The following is a 21021-nucleotide window of genomic DNA, read 5'->3' as shown; positions in this document are numbered from 1 at the left end:
ATAAGGCGTCTCTACAGCATAGGGACGCCTTATTGCTAAAACGTATGATTCGCCGGGCCTGCCAGCACTTTCTTCAGCGCCATATCCGGTTTGGTCACTACCGGCGCCAGGCTTGGATTAGAGGGATAAGCCTTTCCATCATATTTCAGCAGGTGATATTTACCACCACTTTCTATCAGCAGGTTACTCCAGCCATTTGTTTTTTCGTTGCCGATCATCACCGGTGTTCCAGACACGGTAAATTTATCGATGAGCTTACCATTATTATTCAGCAGCAATAAGGTACAACCGCCGGAACCACAGAAATAAGGTCCTGTCAGGGCCACAAATACTTCCATATTACCATCAGCGTCCAGGTCGTATTTATCCATCGCAAATTTGCGGCTGCTGCTGTCTATCAGGTTCTGATTCAGGTCATTGGCGTACATCTCTTTCAGATGATCGGCCACTACATGTTCCGGCAGTTCGGAAATGGCCGTATTGCTGGCGTCTGTGGTTGTCAGCTGGCCATCTGCAACAGCCTGGCTGGTATCGATATGGGCGTTCAAACTATCGGAAGTCTTTTTTATGGTAGATTGACATGCCATGAGTCCGAAGCTGATAAGCATAGCGGCCATAATTGTCTTGTTTTCCATAAGTATGACAGATTAGATTAGAAAAAGAGGCACAAAAACACTGCCATCCGGTAGCGGTAATAGGCGAGCATGACTAATATTTATACGCTTTAACAGGCCTTTGGGTTGCCGTGGCGATAATATTTTTACTTTTTTAATGAATTTAGCCCATATTGCAGGATTACCTGTCATACATAATGAAATCTACTAATACTACTACTGCTTCCGTCAAAGCTGCCGACAAATCAACCAGTGCTGAAGGTTTAAAGAGAGGGTTACAGAACAGACATATTCAGCTGATTGCCCTGGGTGGCGCTATTGGTACCGGCCTGTTCCTGGGTATTGGCCCTGCTGCCGTACTGGCTGGTCCTTCTGTTATATTAGGATATGCACTTGCAGGATTAATTGCATTTTTTATCATGCGTCAATTAGGAGAGATGGTGGTAGAAGAACCCGTATCGGGCAGCTTCAGCCATTTCGCTTATAAATATTGGGGCGGCTTTCCCGGCTTTGCCTCCGGCTGGAATTACTGGATTTTATACATCCTGGTAAGTATGGCCGAATTAACCGCTATCGGTGAATATGTCAACTTCTGGTGGCCGGAAATTCCACTATGGGTGTCCAGCCTCTTCTTTTTTGTGGCTATTAACGCCCTGAATCTCAGCTCAGTAAAAGTTTACGGAGAAGCAGAGTTTTGGTTCTCTATCATCAAGGTAGTGGCGATCGTAGCAGTAATTGTTTTTGGTACCTATCTTCTTGTCAGCGGTACCGGCGGGCCACAGGCTTCTATCCGTAATCTCTGGAATGATGGCGGATTTTTCCCTAAAGGCTTGCTCCAGCAGGATAGCGAAGGCAACTATCAGGGGCTGTTAGCGGCGGTGGCCATGATTATGTTCTCCTTCGGTGGATTGGAACTCATCGGTATCACCGCTGCCGAAGCCGACAATCCGGAAAAAACCATTCCGCGGGCTACCAACCAGGTTATTTATCGTATCCTGATATTCTATGTTGGCGCGCTCATCATCCTCTTTGCATTGTCGCCATGGAGAGGCATTACCGTAAAAAGCAGCCCGTTTGTGGCCGTATTTAATACGTTGGAAGGATTTAAGTTTGACCTGGCTGGTATGACGATTAATTTCAGCAGGCTCATTGCCAATGTCCTCAATCTCATCGTACTGACAGCAGCATTATCCGTTTATAACAGCTGCGTATACAGCAATAGCAGGATGTTATACGGCCTGGCCAACCAGGGCAATGCACCTAAATTCCTCCAGCAGGTAAATAAAAGTCATGTACCGGTAAAAGCCATCCTTGTATCCGGACTTTTTGCAGCTATCTGTATCATCGTTAATATCATGATACCGCAGAAAGCATTGAAAATAATGATGACCCTTGTTGTTTCTGCCTTAATTATCAACTGGATTATGATCAGCGTCGTGCACCTGAAATTCAGAAAGGCAAAACAAATGGAAAATCTTACTACTAAATTTCCTTCTTTTATCTACCCGGTATCTAACTATATCTGTTTAATATTCCTGACCGGTATATTGTTGATGATGTCGATCACTGGTATGATGGTGCAGGTAGCCCTGATACCAGTGTGGGTATTGTTCTTAGGTATCTGTTATGCGGTTATGAAGAAAAATAAATCGGAGCAGGCCTAACAAAATGGCTTAATATGTGTATTACCAGAACGAAATTTTTTCTTAACAGTAATACTAAGCATCATGAGTGTAAAACTCTTCCTCATCAGGCATGGGCAATCACAATGGAACCTGGAAAACAGGTTTACCGGCTGGAAAGATATAGATCTTACTGAGCAAGGCAAAGAAGAAGCTATCGCTGCGGGGCTCGAGTTACGCGGCGAAGAAATAGATATCGCTTTCACCTCCGTGCTTATCAGGGCAGAACATACACTGGAACTGGTATTACAAGCCTGCGGCGAAAGCGGTATCCCCATCATCCGGGACAAGGCCCTCAATGAACGCGCCTATGGCGACCTGGAAGGCCTCAACAAAGCTGATACCGCCAAAAAATACGGGGAAGAACAGGTACATATCTGGCGCCGGTCCTTTGATGTAAGGCCTCCCGGCGGTGAAAGCCTCAAAGATACCTACGACAGAGTCATCCCCTACTTCCGTCATACCATCGTACCACACCTGGAAGCCGCCGAAAATGTATTGATTGTAGCACATGGCAACAGCCTGCGTGCGCTTATCATGTTCCTGGAAAATCTGAGCCGGGAAGAAATCATTACCCGCGAAATTGCTACCGGCGCACCTATTACTTACATTCTCGATCGCAACGCGCTCAATAATATTCATGCTGCCTATGCAGTCACTGATCTACCTTAATCTGGGGTCGAGGGGTTTTTATCCCTGCCGAAGGCAGGGATAAAAACCCCCGCTCTTTTTGAGCATGCCGAAGGCATGCTCAAAAAGAACACCAGCAAAAACTCATCTTTATAAAAGAAAATTATTTTGTACGATTCTCAATCTTATTGATAAAATCCATTTTGAGATGCAACCCAAACTCATGTTTGGTCTCCGCTAAAACAAACAGGCTGCGGATCTTACGTATATTATCCAACTTGGACAGGCGTCCTGAATAGAACTGATCATAGGCTTCCATATCCGCCACTACCACTTTCAGCAAATAATCAAACTGACCACTCATCTTATAACATTCCATCACTTCAGGGAATCCTTCCATGCTCTTTTCGAAAAGTGACAGCCGGTCGTGGCCGTGCGTTTCCAACGTAACGCTGGTGTATGCTACCAGTGCATTACCCAGTTTATGCTTGTTGAGCACAGCAGTATACCCCAGGATGTACCCTTCCGCTTCCAGGCGCTTCACCCGCTCAAATATGGCAGTAACCGACTTCCCCAGCTTTGCCGCAATCTCCTTATTGGTAGTGCGGGCATCCTGTTGAAGTATGTCCAAAATACACATATCTAACATGTCGGGAATGAATGCCATGTAATGCTAATCCTTTGATTTACTTCAAAAATAGGTATATGGGTACAAATCCTGAAAAATATTCGGTTATAAGTGGCCAATACCGTTTTGTTTTCGGTTTGGACGAACGATCATCTTCCAGTCCGGCCGATGGGGATACCTTTCCACTTCAAACATCAATCGCGTATGAAAGAACAGATCATCCTGCCGTTAGAGAAAGTTAGTCTCGACTCCATAGCCCTGGTAGGCGGTAAGTCCGCCTCACTGGGTGAAATGATATCCAGCCTGACCCAGGTTGGCGTGAAAATCCCTACCGGCTTTGCCATCACCACCAAAGCATATTACGATTTCCTGCACCATAGCGGGCTGGAAGATTATATCAAAGAACAGATCGCCAATATCGATTTCAATGATATCACCTCGCTTCGTCGTGCCGGCACCAGGATACGGCAGGCGGTCAGCAGCACCCGCTTTCCGCAGGAGCTCAGTACGGAAATCATAGCAGCCTATAACCAGCTCTCCCGCGAATACGGGCAGGACCAGACAGACGTTGCCGTTCGTTCGTCTGCTACCGCAGAAGACCTGCCAGATGCCAGCTTCGCCGGTCAGCAGGAAACCTACCTGAATGTAAGAGGTCCCGTTGCACTGATAGATGCAGTCAGAAACTGCTTCGCATCCCTGTTTACCGACCGCGCCATCAGCTACCGCGAAAACTTCGGCTACGACCATTTCAGTATTGGACTGTCTGTTTGTGTGCAGAAAATGGTTCGCTCCGACCTGGGCGCTTCCGGCGTAGCCTTCTCCCTCGATACCGAATCAGGCTTCAAAGATGTAGTGCTAATCAACGGTTCCTGGGGACTCGGCGAAATGGTAGTACAGGGCGCCGTTTCTCCTGATGAATTCATCGTATACAAACCATTGATACAATCCGGCTTTACACCCATTATTGAAAAAAAACCCGGCGCCAAAGACAAGAAAATGGTCTACGGCGAAAGCAGTGACGAAAGAACACGCATCATCCCTGTTGAAAAGCAACAGCAGCAAGCGTTTTGTTTAACCGATAAACAAATCATGCTACTCGCCACCTGGGTACAGTGCATCGAAAAATACTATTCAGAGAAAAAAGGCCAGTGGTGCCCGATGGATATAGAATGGGCCGTAGACGGACTTACAGGCGAATTGTTCATCGTGCAGGCAAGGCCGGAGACCATACATTCCAGGAAAGACCACAGCAAAGTAATCTCCTACAGCATAGGCCTGACAGCAGATCCGAAGGAAGTACTCCTCCACGGTATTGCCGTAGGTGATAAGATCGCCGCCGGCGCCGTTAACATCCTCTACTCCCTGGACAACCGCGTAAACGCTGGCCAGTCCTTCAAACCAGGGGATGTATTGGTAACCGACATGACCGATCCCGATTGGGAACCCATCATGAAAATGGCGTCAGCAATCGTTACCAACAAAGGCGGACGTACCTGCCATGCCGCCATTGTAGCCCGTGAAATGGGTATCCCGGCCATCGTAGGCTGTGGCAATGCGACCGATGTACTCAACGCCGGACAGGAAATTACCGTCAGCTGCGCAGAAGGCACCGAAGGCGTGATCTATAAAGGTATACTGCCTATTATTGAAGAGCAGCTGGACCTTTCACAGCTCCCTGCCGTCAATACGCCACTGATGCTCAACGTAGGCGCTCCTGCCATGGCCTTCCACTACTCACACCTGCCCAACAAAGGTGTTGGCCTGGCACGCGAAGAGTTCATTATCAACAACTACATCAAAGCACACCCGCTGGCGTTGCTGAAGCATAAAGAATTAAACGATCCGGCACTGAGCGCACAGATCACAAAGCTGATCCGTGGCCACAAAGACGAAGCTGATTACTTCATCAACCAGCTGGCCTATGGTATTGGCAAAATCGCCGCCGCCAGCTACCCCGAAAAAGTAATCGTTCGCTTCTCCGATTTCAAAAGCAATGAATACTTCAATCTCCTCGGTGGTAAATACTTTGAGCCCGAAGAAGAAAATCCGATGATCGGATGGAGAGGTGCTTCCCGCTATTATGCAGATGACTACAAACCCGCATTCCGGCTGGAATGTGCCGCCATCAAAAAGGTAAGGGAACAAATGGGCTTATCCAATGTGGTAGTAATGATACCGTTCTGCAGAACAGTAGAAGAATTACAGATGGTATTGACCGTCATGGAAGAATTTGGCCTGAAGCGCGGCGACAATGGATTACAGGTTTACCTGATGGCAGAACTGCCTTCCAATATTATTATGGCAGAAGAATTTGCCGCTTATATAGATGGTTTTTCCATCGGCTCCAACGACCTGACACAGCTGACGCTGGGCCTCGACAGGGATTCTTCCATTGTAGCACACCTTTACAATGAGATGAACCCCGCCGTGCAGCGTATGATTGCACACCTGATCAAAACCGCCAAGCGCCTCGGTGTGAAAGTTGGTATCTGCGGACAGGGACCTTCCGATTTTCCGGAATTCACCAAAATGCTGGTGAGCTTAGGAATTGATAGTATCTCCGTTACACCGGATGCCGTTACCAAAACCCTCCGTGCCATTCATGAAGCAGAGGAAGCAGTAGCCGTTACGGCATGATCGGAAGATAATGATTAAATTGGCTGATGTATTGTACGATAACACCACATCAGCTGTTACAGCCATATATCGATGCCTACTGGGTGAGCAGTAGCGCGCATAGTGGCCGGGTACGTATCTTGCCGGATACCTGTGCTGATATTATCATCAATGCAGGAACAACGGAAATATATACCGGCAGCCATGCGCGCACTGTACCCCTGGAGGCTTTTGTAGTAGGTACCATGACCAGCAGCAGCGAGACAGAACATGCCGCCGGCAGCCTGCTGATAGGCATACGTTTCAATGCCGCCGGCCTGAAAGCCTTTACCGGACTACCTTTACAACTGATTACAGATCAGCATGCCTCCCTGCAGGATATCGCCCCGAAATGGCAGCAGCAGCTCCCCGCACTATTATCTCCCGAAAAAAATCTCTCCGGAAAAATAAAATCACTGGAAAATCTACTCCTACAACATCTACCTGGAAATAATATCAACACCAGCAGGATACTATATGCTACTTCGCTGATTCGGAATGCAGGCGGCAGCATCACCACTGCTATGCTGGCAGATAAAACCAATACGGGCCTGCGTAATTTCGAAAGACAGTTCCTCGACCATACCGGTGTTTCTGCCAAAACCTTTTCCAGGATAGTACGTTTTATGCGGCTGGAGCAACTGCTGCGCAAGGGTTATACAGGCCATCTGCTGGCGCTTGCGCTGGACATGGGTTACTACGATCATGCGCACCTGACACATGAGTTCAGGCAGTTTGCCGGCGTGAGTCCGGAGCAGTTCCGGCATCGCTGATCTTTGTCGTTTTTTTACAAACAGCGGTATACGTACCTGCACTACCTTGCTTATTCAAAATATTATACATGGAACCAAGATTGAATGTGATAACCTTAGGCGTAAGAGATCTGCAACGATCCATTAAATTTTATGAAGAAGGGCTGGGCTGGAAGCGTTCTGCCAGCAGTCAGGAAGCGGTGGCATTTTTCCAGGTAGGCGCATTGGTATTATCGCTGTTTGGCTGGGATGACCTTGCCGACGATGCGAAGCTACCGGCAGCAGGTACTGGGTTCAGGGGGATCAGTCTGGCCTGCAATACCCGCAGCAAGGCCGAAACAGACGAGGTACTGGCATTGGCAGCCAAAGCCGGGGGTCAGCTGATAAAACCGGCAGAAGAGGTATTCTGGGGCGGTTATAGCGGCTATTTTGCTGATCCGGACGGGCATCTCTTTGAGGTAGCCTATAATCCTTTCTGGGAGCTGAATGACAAAGGAGAAGTGGTATTACCTGCATAATATTTTTGCTGTTCGCGTTGGAATAGATGGCTTGTAATTATCTTTGAGCAGTAATTCACAACAAAGCTAAACCAACAACCATTAAAAATGACTGCCGCAGCGATTGCAGCAGTGAATACGCCAACAGTAATCAGCAGGAAATGGAAAAATTTGAAAACTACCTGAAAACGATTCAGGAAAGGTCCAAACATTTTATCGGGTATCCCGCAGGAATTGATTTTGAGTACTCTGAACTCTATCCTCTGCTGGAATATAATCTTAACAATATCGGAGATCCTTTTGTAGACTCACATTGCGACATGCATTCCCGTGAATTTGAGCGGGATGTGCTGGCATTTTTCGCCAGCCTGTTTAAGGCGCCCCGCGATAACTGGTGGGGATATGTAGGCAGTGGCGGCACCGAGGGAAATCTCTACAGCCTTTACCTGGCCAGAGAATTGTATCCAAAAGGTATTGTATATTATTCCGAATCTACCCATTACAGCATTCAGAAGAATATTCACCTGCTGGGCATGTCCAGTATAGTGATCCGTAGTAAGGAGAATGGGGAAATGGATTATGACGACCTGGCAGAAACCGTGAAGCTCAACAGGCACCAGCCTACCATCATTGTGGCCAATATCGGTACCACCATGACAGAGGCCAAAGATGACGTGGGACGCATCAAGGAAATTCTCAAATCCTACGCCATTACCCAGCACTATATCCATTGCGATGCAGCACTGGCAGGTACTTACCTCGCGCTGCTGGACAAATGCCGCTTTGACTTTGCTGCCGGCGCCGACAGTATCTCTGTGAGCGGCCATAAATTTATCGGTTCGCCTATCCCTTGCGGAGTAGTAATCGTAAAGAAAAACTATAAAGATCGTATCGGTCGTTCCATCCCGTATATCGGCAACCTGGACACAACGATTACCGGTTCCAGAAGTGCCGTTACACCGGTATTTCTCTGGTATATTATTAATAAGATAGGTAGAGAAGGATTGCTCAAAAGAGCTACAGATGCAATGGACGTTGCCGCCTATGCCCTGGAACAGTTACAGGCAGCCGGCATCGACAGCTGGCGTAACCCACATGCATTAACAGTGGTATTCCGTACACCTTCTCCTAAAATCTGCTATAAATGGCAGCTGGCTACCCAGGGCGACTGGTCACACCTGATCTGTATGCCGGGTATCACCAAAGCCATTATCGATGAATTTATTGCGGACTTGATAAATCCGCAGTTCCAGGAACAGGCACAGAATGAGTTTGCTATGTACCAATAAAAATTAGGATTCCTGCGGCAGCAAACTGTCAAAACCTTTGCTGTCAGGCTGCCGCAGGAAATTATCCTTTACCCCGACATGATAACTTCCCTGAAATTTACATAAACGGTTGCCCCCACTGCTTTTCAGCGCTTCATTTTTGGCAAATTCTTTTTAACTTTATCAAAAACAAGCTAGCTTATGAAAGTTGCGCCATTATTATTCACAGCGTTTGTTGTTTTCTCCTATTCAGCATCAGCCCAAAGTATCGATTCTACAGGTGCTACCCGCAATACGCAGATCCACAATGTAGTGGAATCATTTACCCGTCCAGGCGGTTTTAATACATTTGTAGTCAATACATTTACTTCACCGGTTGGTACCGTCGGATCACCTTATTTATTCCAGAAATGGGGGAAATTATCTTTAGACTCTGTAGATAATCAACCAGTAAAAAAATCTATTACCTACCAGGCAAATATAGATTTACAGAAAAATCAGGTAATCGTTAAAAGTGGTGACGGCACCGCATTTACCCCTACCACCGATAATATCCAGGGATTCCATATTCAAAGTGGTGATACCTCCCTCGTATTTGTAAAAGAAAATATCGAAGGCGTTTCAAAATTTGTAGAACAACTTTCTACCAGCGGTAAATATACCCTGTTGGTAGATAAACAGATAGTTTACGAAAGAGCCGATTATGTTGATAAAGGATTTGTACAGACAGGTAAAAACTACAATGAATTTGTGCATAAGAATACCTTATACCTGAAAACAAACGGCACCCTGCAGAAAGTACCTTTAAAACGTAAACAATTCCTGGCACTGTTACAAGGTGACCCTAAAGCGCAAGCTGTTGCCAAAAAAGTCATCAACGCTACAGATGATCCATTCGACGAATACCTGGTGGCAGGTGTAGTAGAAGAAATCAATAAAATTCAATAATAACTGATAATAATAGTTAAAAAGATCTCAGCAGTACGCTGAGATCTTTTTTTATAACCTGTATAACGCAGATGATTACACGATTATATCAGCTGTTACACGCCGCTTAAATATGTTCACTTTTTTAACCCGGCAATGCGGCTGCACTACAGTAACTTTATCTCTGGCATACCTTTTGGATATACCTGCACCAAATCGAAAAAAATGTCTTCGTAAATCCTATACCAACGCATTCAAATCTCTCTAATACATTTCTTAAATATCCCCTATCATGGAAAATTCATCTATTCTCACATGGGTGCTGGTTATTGGCGTGCCTATACTATGCCTCATTTTTTACAGGGTCATTCTTCGTATATGCTTTGGCGTAGTCATCGTACCGGAAGACCGTATCGGTCTGGTTACGAAAAAATGGGTACTGCTGGGCAAGCAGGAATTACCCGAAGGCCGTATCATTGCTACCAACGGTGAAGCCGGTTTTCAGGCACAGACACTTGCGCCAGGTATCTATTTCTGGAAGTGGCTCTGGCAATACAGTGTTGCCTATCAGCCATTTACCATTATCCCGACCGGCAAAATCGGGCTGGTATTATCTAAAGATGGTGCAGAGCTGGAAACAGGCGCCATCCTCGCCCGCAGAGTACCTTGCGACTCCTTCCAGGATGCTGCCGCATTTTTGAAAAATGGTGGCCGTAAAGGCCGTCAGACGGCCATTATTACGCCGGGGTCCTATCGTATCAACACCTTCTTATTTGAAGTAGAAATAACTGATTATGTAACTGTACCGGAAAACGCAGTAGGTATCATTACCACCCTGGAAGGTAAAGCCATCGAAACCGGTTCTATCGCCGGTAAACTGATCGACAGCCACAACAACTTCCAGGATGTAGATGCCTTCCTGCTAGGCGGCGGCTACAAAGGATTACAGGAACAGGTCATCCTGGCCGGTTCTTACTTTATCAACCCATGGTTTGCCAGACTGGAACTCGTGAAAATGACGGAAATCGCCATCGGACACGTAGGTGTGGTGATCTCCTTCGTAGGTAAAGACGGAGAAGATATCAGCGGCGCCGAATTCAAACATGGTAACATCGTAACAAAAGGGCAAAAAGGCGTATGGGCGGAACCGTTAGGCCCCGGCAAATACCCTATCAACCCTTACATTATGAAAGTAGAGCTGGTACCTACCACCAACCTGGTACTTAACTGGGCTTCCGCACGCAGTGAAGCTCACCAGCTGGATAAAAACCTTTCTACCATCACCGTGAGAAGTAAAGATGGTTTTACTTTTAACCTCGATGTTGCACAGATCATTCATATCCCTACCAACGAAGCACCTAAAGTAATTGCACGCTTCGGAAATATGAGCAACCTGGTAACACAGGTACTGGAGCCTACCATCGGTAACTACTTCCGTAACTCTGCCCAGGGCTCCGATGTAATCGGGTTCCTGACCAGCCGTAAGGAAAGACAGGAATCAGCCAAGGAACACATCGGCCGCGTACTGGACCAATACAACGTATTCGGTGTAGATACCCTGATCGGTGACATCGTACCGCCTGAAACACTGATGAAAACCCTGACCGACCGTAAAATAGCCGAAGAACAAAAGGTGACCTACGATACAGAAAGACTGGCACAGGAAACCCGTCAGAAGCTGGAAAAAGAAACCGCTATCGCGGAGATGCAGAAAGAGATCGTAAAAGCTGACCAGGGTGTCTGGATCGCGGAAAGACTGGCGGATGCCTCCGTGAAAAAAGCTACCGGTGACGCCAACAGTGTTCGTCTCCAGGCAAACGCGGAAAGTGATCGTATGAAACTGCTGGCAGCCGGTGAGGCAGAAAAAGTAAGACTGCTCGCAAAAGCAGAAGCTGAAAAAACAGAGTGGATAGCAAAAGCAGATGCAGAAAAAATCGCCCTCACCGGTAAAGCAGAGGCAGAGAAAATCCTCGCTATTGGTCAGTCCAGCGCCGAAGCCTATAAACTGGCAGTAGAGGCCATGGGTGGCGATAACTTCACGCAGCTGAAAGTAATGGAAGCTATCGGTGAACAGAAAATCCGCATCATGCCGGATATCCTCATCGGTGGCAGCAACGGTGATGGCTCCAACGGTCCTATCTCCGGTTTGCTGGGTCTGAAACTACTCGAAGAAGTAGCGAAGAAAAAATCTGAACAAAACGATTGATAATTCTGTTATATATAAAAATACAACGAACAGTACTCATAAATACAAACCGGGACAGTGTCGACTGTCCCGGTTTTCTTTTTAAAAAATCAGCTTTTCCGGCACAAAACCCCACATTTCAAACAAATCCCACCCTTTCTAATCATCGCAGCAAAAAAATAAAGCTCCGATGGAGATCGGAGCCACTACTAATTTGCTTATGAGAAATGGGATTAACAAAGGGACAGCTGACACATGTTTCCATCTGCCAGCAACCCCGTTGAATTAGTTTTTATTTTTAAAATTGAGATCGATTTTAGCCACCAGCTCCTGGCAATGGATTTTTGTATCCTTGTCTGTAGCAGGGTTAGCCAGTGCCTTTTTGCATAACTGCTGCAGCTTTTTCAGCTCATCACGCATGATGCCCTGCATATCCGACATATAGAATTTGTAAGACATAACGGCAATCTCACCGGGATTCTCCTGGGCAAATGCCTGCTGTATCAGCCTGCTGACATATGCTTTCTGTAAGTTCCTGCGGTAGAAGTCTACATTCTTACCGCTATACAATTCTGTGAAAATATAGCGATCGAGGTCACTGAACATTTCATCCAGGGAATATGCTTTCTCTTTAGACTCCAATTTCGTATTCATCAGCACACTCATTCTTCTCCTGGTAATGAGCACTTCCAGCGCATCCTGCTGCAGCTTACCAAATTCTTCTCCGAAGGAGTAAGGCAGTCGGGTAAAGATTTCCCTGTTGTTTAACCATTCAGGGGTGGTAAACAGGTTATCAGAGAGAAATTTCACCGCTCTCTTCTGCTTGTCGTATTCCACGTAGGTATAAACAGGACCCGCGTCTGTACTTAATTTAAGCTCATGGTAGATGCCGCCCACATTTTTCATTACGTGTCCAAGATACCTGCTGTACTGACCGAAAACTTCTTTAAAGGTTTCTCCCAGCTCCTGGTAATCAGCGGCAGGGATGCGCGTCCAGGTAACCAGCTGCGGAACGATGCGCTTCAGGTTACGGATGCCATATTCACTGGCTTTCATCGCATCATCACCGAGGTCTTCGTTTTGTGCACGTGGGTCAAAGACCTCCATTTCGCCACCAAAGGTCAGTCTCGGATTTTTCAGGAGTGAGTCTGAAACGATATTGGACAATGCTTTCTGCTCTTCCCATTCATTTTTATAGGAAGGGCGCCATCTGTAGCCCCATTCAATTGCCCATTTATCATAATCGTTGATACGTGGGTAGAGTCCTTCGGTTCCTACATTATCTTCCGGTTGGGCTACGTAGTTGAAACGTGCGTAGTCCATGATAGAAGTAGTATGACCGTGTTCTTTCAGCCAGTTTTTATCACGAAGTTTTTCAACCGGTGTGTTGTAGCTGGCGCCAAAGTTATGACGTAAACCAAGCGTATGGCCCACTTCATGGGATGAAACAAACCTGATCAGTTCACCCATCAGCTGGTCATCGATAACTGGTTTGGTAGCACGCGGATCGGTGGCGCCGCATTGTACCAGGTACCATTTCTGTAGCAGCTGCATGACGTTGTGGTACCAGAAGATATGGCTCTCCAGTATTTCACCACTACGCGGGTCGGCTACGTTAGGTCCCATGGCATTAGGAATCACTGAAGGGCGGTAGATGATGGCAGAATGACGTGCATCGTCCAGACTCCAGGTGCTATCCTGTTCTTTGGTAGGTGCTTCTTTACCGATGATGGCATTTTTGAAGCCTGCATGTTCAAAGGCTTTGTTCCAGTCGTTGATACCGGCGATCAGGTAAGGCACCCATTTCTTAGGGGTAGCAGGATCGATATAAAATACGATTGGCTGTTTAGGTTCCACCAATTCGCCTTTCAGGTAACGTTGTTCATCTTCCGGTTTAGGTTCCAGTCTCCATCTGCGTGCATAGCTGGTGTTGCGTACGCCTTGCGGCTCTGCTTCAAAATCCCTGTGGGTGCTGGTAAAGTAACCTACTCTTTCATCCATGATACGTGGCTGCATTCTTTTTTCGGGCAGCAGTAGCAGGGAAGCGTTTAATTCTACCGTATAAAAAGGATGTGCGGGATTGATGCCGGCAGCATAGGTTTTCACGGCTTTCACTTCGAGGTTTGTCGGGTAGGCGTGTACGTAGTCGATGTAGCTTCTGTCGTTTTGTTGTGCGCCCATGCCGGCACGCTGTTTCAGCGCGGCGTTTTCGAAGTATAGCACATTGTTGTCGCTGTTCAGGAATTCGGTGACGTCAATAACGGCAGTGGTGCTGTCGTGGTTGAAGGCAACGATCGGGAATGCGGACACGATGGCCTGTACGTTATTATTGGTGATGGCGGTAGCCAGTTCGCTGGTAGAATCGGTTACATATTCTGTGTACGACAGCTGGCGCAGGAAGAGCTTATTCCCTGCGGCTCTTTCGAAGGCATAAACAGATTCACCGATCTGATCTCCTGCCAGTCCCCACATGCCGTTACGCATGTCTACAGAGGCTTTGGAGATACGGTTTACCGCCATGATCTCGCGCTTGAATAAGCTGAAAGGAATCTCAAAATAATATTTATCTTCTTTCTTATGCACGGTCAGAAAACCCTGTACGGAGGTGGTACCTTTGGTGATTACGTCTTCGTACTTTTTGAGCTTTACGGGTGCATCTTTCTTTGCAGAATCCGCGGCAGGTGCGGTTACCGGAGCTGCCGGCTTTTCATTGTCTTTTTTCTTACCCTGCGCAAAACTGCTGCTGCTGGTGCCGACCATTGCGCATGACAAGGCCAGTGCGAAAAATGAAATTTTTCGTTTTAACATGATTGTTGAATTAAAAAGTTGGAAAAACGGGGCCGCTAAAAACCTGGCGGCCCCGCCATAGTATTATCTTGGATTCTGAACTATTTCAGGATTTAAGCTGACATATTTCGATGCAATTGGAAATACGTATTTGTTGCTGTTAGGCTCCAATACGTAGGTCGTACCTAATAAAGTCCTGGTGACGGTTTTGGCAAATTGTGGTTCTCTGTTTAATCTTTTCTGATCAAACAAACGTATTCCTCTTCCCATCAGCTCTCTTCTTCTCTCTTCCAGCACTATTTTAAGGGCACTGGTGGCATCAGCGGCGGTAAGCGGCTGATAGTCTGCTGCGAGGAATCTTTTCTTTCTCAATGTATTCACGACGTCCATGGCAGCCTGCGGCTGATTGGTGCGTGCCAGTCCTTCTGCTTTTGTGAGCAATACTTCCGGTACATCGAGTCCGCAGAAGGCACCGTCTATGGTCAGACGGTACTTCCGGAAGGCTCTCCCTGAAAATGGAACGCTGAAATCTTTTCCATCTATGGTATATATTGACCAGCGCAGATCATTGGTGGCAAACAATGCCTGCAAATCTGCTGCCATCGGGTAAAATACCAGGTTCGACGAACCTATTACACGGAAGAGGTACATTTCCGGATTCGACATTTTATCCGGGAAACCGACACCATTCGGGTATGCTGCCAGATCTATCAGTTTATTGTTTCTTGCCAAAGCGCTATCTGCATACCTGGCTGCATCTGCATAATTGGCCATATACAGATTTTCGCGGGCCAGCAGCGCAAAAGCGGCGCCCTGACTGGCTTCTACAGTAGTACCTGCCATGCCCTGCAAATCAGGAACTGATTCCAGCAAATCTTTGGTGATCTGTTCATACACCTGTTTTACAGGTACACGCACCAGTGATACACCTTCTACGGCTGCACGCAAAACCAGTGGCACACCAGGATCGGTGGCGGCAGTAGCCGGATCATAATGCTTTGCATATACATTGACAAGGTCCATATAGGCCATGGCCCTGAACATCTTAGCCTTAGCCAGGATCAGGCGTTTCTGCTGGTCGGTACCGCCTATACTGGTCATCACCGCATCAACGATCTGGTTACATACATATACCTGCTTGTAAATGCGGTCCCAGTCGCCATCATTGGCATCATCGCCCACAATATAATCGGCCCAGATATAAGCCTGTTTCATTACATTGGTGATTCTCCCCTGCACACTTGCATCTGTTACATCAATATCGTCGCAGGCTGCCCACGGATAACTGAAGGTGGTAGTCATGTTATAGCTGCTGTTCAGCAATGCATCAAAGTCGGCCGTATTCTTCAAGGGACGCGTACCTGGCTGGTCTATCTCCACAAATTTCCTGCAACCGCTACCTGCCAGTAATAAAAGCGCTAATGCACTTGTATATATAGATTTCTTCATGATCAGTAATAATTAGAAGGTGAGATTCAGGTTCATGGTATAACTCGGGCGCGGACGCAGACTGGTATAAGATCCATCGAAAATATACTGCGGATCTACACCAACTTTATTCTTCTTCCATATCACGCCCAGGTTGCTCACCGTACCTCCCAGCGAAGCCGACTTCAGGAACCTCGTATGACGCAGCACTTCCGGCGTAAACTGGTAATTGAGCGACAGCTGCTGGAAGCGGATATTATCTCCCGGTATAAAATTGAAATCTGCCAGACGATAAAAATCTCTTGACTTAATATTCATATTAAACAAACCCGGGATATTGGTATTTTTTTCATCACCCGGTTTACGCCAGCGGTTGTCCAGTGCGGCGGCAGCACTTACATATCCGCCTGCTGAACCATTTGGTACACTCATGATATTGATAGGGTCGTACTTAATGACGTTGCCCAGGTAATACACAAACCGCGCTGTCAGCGTCAGTTGTTTATAACGTACACTCTGTGTCATACCGCCGGTAGTAGGCGGCATGCTGCGTCCCATCATTACAAAATCGTTGATGTTAAATACATAGGTAGATGTATTGTTTATCAATTCGCCTTTGGCGTTATATACCTGCGATTGTCCTTTATCATCGAGCCCGGCCCATTTGTAGGCAAATACACGGTCAATAGGATAACCAGTCAGCGTATTGATCGCATCCGGTGTATTCATCCCTTTGGTACCAAAGCGGTCATCTGTAACAAGGGTATTGGTATGGGAGATGTTGAAGTTGCCATTCCAGGTCCAGGTCTTACTCCTGAGGATATAACCGGAGATATTCAATTCTATACCATTACTCTTCATATCAGAAGTATTATAGGTATACGATGACCATCCCAGCGCAGGATTGATCGGGAAGGTACCGATGATATCAAAGGAGTATTTACGATATACATCCAGGGAGAAAGTCAGCCTGTTTCTCAACAGGGAAACATCAGCCCCCATATTCCATGTTCTGGTTGTTTCCCAGCGCAGGTCAGGGTTTCCGGGCACACCGATGGTACCATTAGGTAATCCGGTGATGGCATCAATTCCGGAATACTGGTAAATACTGATGGCATTACCGCCCGATGGCACTTTACCTCCTATACCGATGGAACTACGCAAGGATAAACCATCTATTACACGGAGATTTTTTGCAAATGGTTCCTGCATGATGTCCCACTTCGCACCGGTAGACCAGAACGGCCTTGCACGTTTTCTTCTTTCCAGTCCCAGCTGCGTATAGTCGTCGAAACGGAGGCTTCCACTCAAATGCAGCTTGCTTTTGAAGGAATAGTTCAGGTTGGAGAAATAAGATAGATAACGGGTTTGAGACCTGTTGATCACATTATCCCTGTAACCTATTGTTTGCGGATTCCCTTCCATATCTTTATAGGTAGTGGTAGGATTATATACTACACCAATGCTGGCTACTTCATCGTAACCCAGGTAGGTATTGGAATATCCCTGCACACTGCTTTGTCTGAACTCATTACCACCGAGGAAACTCAGCTGATGGTATTGGCCAAAACGTTTATTGACATTGAACTGCAGCCTAAGCGACCAGTCTTCACCTACGGTATTGGCGGTAAATAAAGAAGCGCCTTTAGGATAACCATAGGTCACTTTTTTAGAAACAGGATCGATATAGGTACCCCTGTTAATTTTCGAAACCATATCGATCGCTGTCTGGCGTTGCAGGTAATCTGTCATATTATTGGAGCGCTGCATCATACCGGAAGCCTCCAGGTTTAACCAACTGGTAACTTTCCCTTGCAGACGCGCATTGATACGGGTAGCATTTTTACGGTAGGTAGTATAACCTGCATCCAGCTGATCGAGTGCATTATATGTCCATGGCAGGTAACCAAGTTTTTTCAATGAGTCTGTCGTAGAACGGGTATAATACACATCTTTCTGCGCCCTGTTACCATTATCATCATACAACGACTCATAAGGCAGCAGTCCGTATTGTCCGGGCGAAATAGCCTGCAAAGCAATACCATTGACATTACTGGTAGAATAATTATGGTTGAGTCCTGTGGTCAGGTTCAGTTTATTATTGGCCATGCTGGTGGAGAAGGAAGCATTCACGAAGTACGACTCCGCACTGTTTCTCACAAACACTGGTTTATCTTTACTATAGTTACCGGAAACATAATAATTGCTGTTGCCGCTTCCTCCTGATACGGAGAAATTATATTGTTGTGTGCCGGCATTCTGCAGAAAATTATCTGCCAGTTCCTTCAGGTTACTTTTCCTTGCCAGTGCGGCAAGGCCGCTGCTCAGCTGATCAGCAGTGATTTTACCATTCTTCTGGTCAAACATCATTTGTATAGCCGGACTAACAGGGGAAGACTTCCAGCCAGCGGAGGGGTCCTGGTACCAGTTATAGCCAAAGAGTTCTTTTTCCAGGTCGATGTATTGTGCACTGTTCATAAAGTGACGATCGGCCAGATCTGCCGGAGGGGCAATACTCAGCGTAGAGGAAAATGTTGCCTGTACGAGTCCCGGCTTACCTTTCTTTGTTTCAATCACGATAACGCCATTGGCTGCACGGGAGCCCCAGATCGCTGATGCTGCCGCATCTTTCAGGAAAGTAATGCTTTCAATATCATTCGGGTTATAGGCACTGAGAATACCATTGTTGGAAACAGGAGACGTTCTGCTAAGACTTGTACCCGGATTGGCTACCAGTCCGCTTTCAATAGCCGGGAACCCGTCGATAACGATCAGTGGCTGTTCATAGCCGCCGTAGTTATTGGGCGTTCTGACCATGATCTTATTTGTTTTCAGGTCGAAAACCACGCCCGGCACCGTTCCTTCCAGGCGTTCCATAATATTCAGGGCAGGACTTTTCTCCAGGTCTCTGGCAGTAACAACAGCATACGAACCAGTGGTAACAGATTTATCTATCTTCTGATAACCAGTGCTGATGCTTACTCCTTCCAGTTCCATACGGGATACACGCATGGTAATACTTACATTCAGGTTGGCGTTTGTACCTACGGTAATACGCTGTGTAACGCGCTGAAAGCTCACATGCGATACTTCCAGTGTATACGTTCCCGGTATAACATTGTTGATAAAAAAGTAACCGGCTTCGTTGGTAGTAGCGGTAAGGCGCAGCGGCAACAACATCACGGAGGCATTGGCAATAGGCAGGCCCCGCTCATCTTTCAATGACCCGGTAACCGCCCGTGGCGCCACCGGCAGATTAAGCAGGCTCCTGGTTTTTGGACTGATGACGATGGTTTTGTCTTCGAAAGAATATTCCAGGTTTTCACCTTTCAATACTTCATTCATGACTGCTTCCAAAGGTTGTCCTTTGGCATCGAGGTTGATGGTTTTATCATCTGTAAAAACAGATTTATCATAAAACACACGGTACCCCGTTTGCTTTTTAATTTCGTTGAAAACCTTTTCTACTGTACCATTTTTGATGGAGTAGGTGATGGTCTGTGAATAAGTTTTAGCACTCAGCTGCAGACAGCCAATGATCAGGATAATGGTTGATAATCGCATAACACGTAGTGTTTGGACAAGTAACCGGCTCCGGCCCCGTTGGCATAGGGCAATAGCATTCCGGCTACAAAAAGCATTAAAATTCATACTTTTGTACTGGTTTGGTTGATTAGTAAATGATGTCCCGCTAAAGACGATTTTATTGATAACCTTACTGTAAACCGTTCTACCCCACGTAGAGCGGTTTTTTTCTGGCAGGCTGTCCCCTTACATAATGATTAATTTTCTGTCTTTCGTTAATCTGAAATTCACCTGTGCTTTTTCCAGGAGGTTCAATACCTGCTGCAGGCTTAAATTCCGTTGCATGCCACCGCCAAATTTGCGGACAGGCATTTTACCTTCATAGATGATTTCAACATCATACCATCTGGAAATCTCATTCAGGACATATGGCAGGTCCATGTCGTTAAAGTCGAAGTCGCCGTTTTTCCAGGCTACTACCTGGCTGGTATCGGCAGCCACCAGTTGCATAGTACCTTGTGAAACAGTAGCCTGCTGGCCTGGTTTAAGCAGTTGGCGCTGGCCGGCATTATTCACCAGTACACTTCCTTCCAGCAGTGTTATACGCGTAGTTGGTTCTTCTTTATAATTATGTATGTTAAAGGCAGTCCCTAAAACCTGTACCTGGCTGCTATCTGCCAGCTTTACACGAAATGGCTGCGCAGCCATTTTCGCCACTTCGAAGTATACTTCACCGCTAGCTTCCACAAGGCGCTCGTTGCCGCTGAATTCTGTCGGATATTTTAAAGAAGATGCAGCGTTCATCCATACTTTAGTTCCATCAGGCAGTACCAGCCTGAACTGGCGGCCACGGGGAGTTGTCATCTGGTTCCATGCCACTGTGGCGCCGCTGGCATTACCATCATATTTTATTTCTCCATTATCCAGGACTACTTTCTTTCCCTGCTGCATGGCAATAAGGCCGTTGCCGGCGCTGTCCAGCGTTACCTGTGAGCCATCAGCCAGGGTAAGTATGGCGCCTTGTTTTGCGGCAGCAACATCCATGGCGTATTGCATACCGGTATTTTTCGGCGGCACAGGTTCCCTGCTGCGGAATAAATAAGTACTGCCAACAATGGCCAGCAGTACCGCCGCTGCTGCAGCGTATTTCCAGCGGCCACGATGCATAGGCACCACTTTTACCGGAGCTGCTGTTTGCACGATCAGGGAATAGATATCCTGTGCCTTTGCCGCCGGCATGGCCATTTCCAGGTCGGCATGCAGCAAAGCCTCGTCTATCAGGTATTTCAGCGCAGTATCGTGTTCTGCCCGGGCGATCAGCTCAAACAGTTCTTCCTTCTCTGCCGCTGTATGTTTTTTCTGTAAATATTTATTAAACAGATATTCCAGTCTCTCCATGCGAAATCTTTAGGCATAGCAATATTTACATCCGCTACAATTAAT

Annotated in this window: 14 protein-coding genes; 8 read left to right on the top strand and 6 right to left on the bottom strand. The window is 46.7% G+C overall.

Features of this window, described 5'->3' with window-relative positions; all coding sequences use genetic code 11:
- Window positions 1–35 precede the first annotated feature (35 nt).
- The gene (locus F3J22_RS29135) at window positions 36–635 is read right to left on the bottom strand and encodes a hypothetical protein (protein WP_167021494.1); all 600 of its coding nucleotides are present in this window, start codon (window positions 633–635) and stop codon (window positions 36–38) included.
- Window positions 636–811: 176 nt separating this feature from the next.
- On the opposite strand from F3J22_RS29135, the gene F3J22_RS29130 reads away from it, so the two are divergent.
- Window positions 812–2278 (top strand): amino acid permease, encoded by a 1467-nt coding sequence (locus tag F3J22_RS29130; protein WP_167021493.1) that lies wholly within the window; start codon window positions 812–814, stop codon window positions 2276–2278.
- Window positions 2279–2341: 63 nt separating this feature from the next.
- A complete protein-coding gene (locus tag F3J22_RS29125; RefSeq protein ID WP_167021492.1) occupies window positions 2342–2968 on the top strand; it encodes a 2,3-diphosphoglycerate-dependent phosphoglycerate mutase in 627 nt (208 codons plus the stop codon).
- Between the two features lie 121 nt (window positions 2969–3089).
- Here F3J22_RS29125 and F3J22_RS29120 read toward each other — a convergent pair whose 3' ends face one another.
- Window positions 3090–3575, bottom strand: coding sequence for an Lrp/AsnC family transcriptional regulator (locus tag F3J22_RS29120; protein ID WP_255492098.1), 486 nt, complete (start codon window positions 3573–3575; stop codon window positions 3090–3092).
- 183 nt (window positions 3576–3758) lie between these two features.
- On the opposite strand from F3J22_RS29120, the gene ppsA reads away from it, so the two are divergent.
- From ppsA to F3J22_RS29090, 6 genes are all read left to right on the top strand, one after another.
- Window positions 3759–6191, top strand: coding sequence for a phosphoenolpyruvate synthase (ppsA, locus tag F3J22_RS29115; RefSeq protein ID WP_167021490.1), 2433 nt, complete (start codon window positions 3759–3761; stop codon window positions 6189–6191).
- Between the two features lie 26 nt (window positions 6192–6217).
- Window positions 6218–6982: a helix-turn-helix domain-containing protein gene (locus tag F3J22_RS29110; protein WP_167021489.1), complete on the top strand. Its 765-nt coding sequence runs from the start codon at window positions 6218–6220 to the stop codon at window positions 6980–6982.
- A 68-nt stretch (window positions 6983–7050) separates the two neighbouring features.
- Window positions 7051–7479 carry a VOC family protein gene (locus tag F3J22_RS29105; protein ID WP_167021488.1) on the top strand — a complete coding sequence of 143 codons (429 nt, stop codon included), beginning with the start codon at window positions 7051–7053 and terminating at the stop codon, window positions 7477–7479.
- A 140-nt stretch (window positions 7480–7619) separates the two neighbouring features.
- Window positions 7620–8747 (top strand): histidine decarboxylase, encoded by a 1128-nt coding sequence (locus tag F3J22_RS29100; protein ID WP_167021487.1) that lies wholly within the window; start codon window positions 7620–7622, stop codon window positions 8745–8747.
- Between the two features lie 180 nt (window positions 8748–8927).
- Window positions 8928–9674 carry a hypothetical protein gene (locus tag F3J22_RS29095; RefSeq protein WP_167021486.1) on the top strand — a complete coding sequence of 249 codons (747 nt, stop codon included), beginning with the start codon at window positions 8928–8930 and terminating at the stop codon, window positions 9672–9674.
- 271 nt (window positions 9675–9945) lie between these two features.
- Complete coding sequence (locus F3J22_RS29090; protein ID WP_167021485.1) at window positions 9946–11859, top strand: SPFH domain-containing protein; 1914 nt, start codon at window positions 9946–9948, stop codon at window positions 11857–11859.
- Between the two features lie 264 nt (window positions 11860–12123).
- Here the strand turns inward: F3J22_RS29090 and F3J22_RS29085 are convergent, their stop codons facing one another.
- The 4 genes from F3J22_RS29085 to F3J22_RS29070 form a co-directional block, all read right to left on the bottom strand.
- Window positions 12124–14646, bottom strand: a complete 2523-nt coding sequence (locus F3J22_RS29085; protein ID WP_167021484.1) for a zinc-dependent metalloprotease — start codon at window positions 14644–14646, stop codon at window positions 12124–12126.
- Between the two features lie 63 nt (window positions 14647–14709).
- Complete coding sequence (locus tag F3J22_RS29080) at window positions 14710–16074, bottom strand: RagB/SusD family nutrient uptake outer membrane protein (RefSeq protein WP_167021483.1); 1365 nt, start codon at window positions 16072–16074, stop codon at window positions 14710–14712.
- Between the two features lie 12 nt (window positions 16075–16086).
- On the bottom strand, window positions 16087–19617 hold the full coding sequence (locus tag F3J22_RS29075) for a SusC/RagA family TonB-linked outer membrane protein (protein WP_167021482.1): 3531 nt from the start codon (window positions 19615–19617) through the stop codon (window positions 16087–16089).
- A 207-nt stretch (window positions 19618–19824) separates the two neighbouring features.
- On the bottom strand, window positions 19825–20976 hold the full coding sequence (locus tag F3J22_RS29070; RefSeq protein WP_167021481.1) for a FecR family protein: 1152 nt from the start codon (window positions 20974–20976) through the stop codon (window positions 19825–19827).
- Window positions 20977–21021: the final 45 nt, after the last annotated feature.

It is taken from the genome of Chitinophaga sp. Cy-1792 (genome assembly GCF_011752935.1).
Classification (GTDB): Bacteria; Bacteroidota; Bacteroidia; order Chitinophagales; family Chitinophagaceae; genus Chitinophaga.
This window is presented reverse-complemented; position numbering and strand designations above follow the sequence as displayed.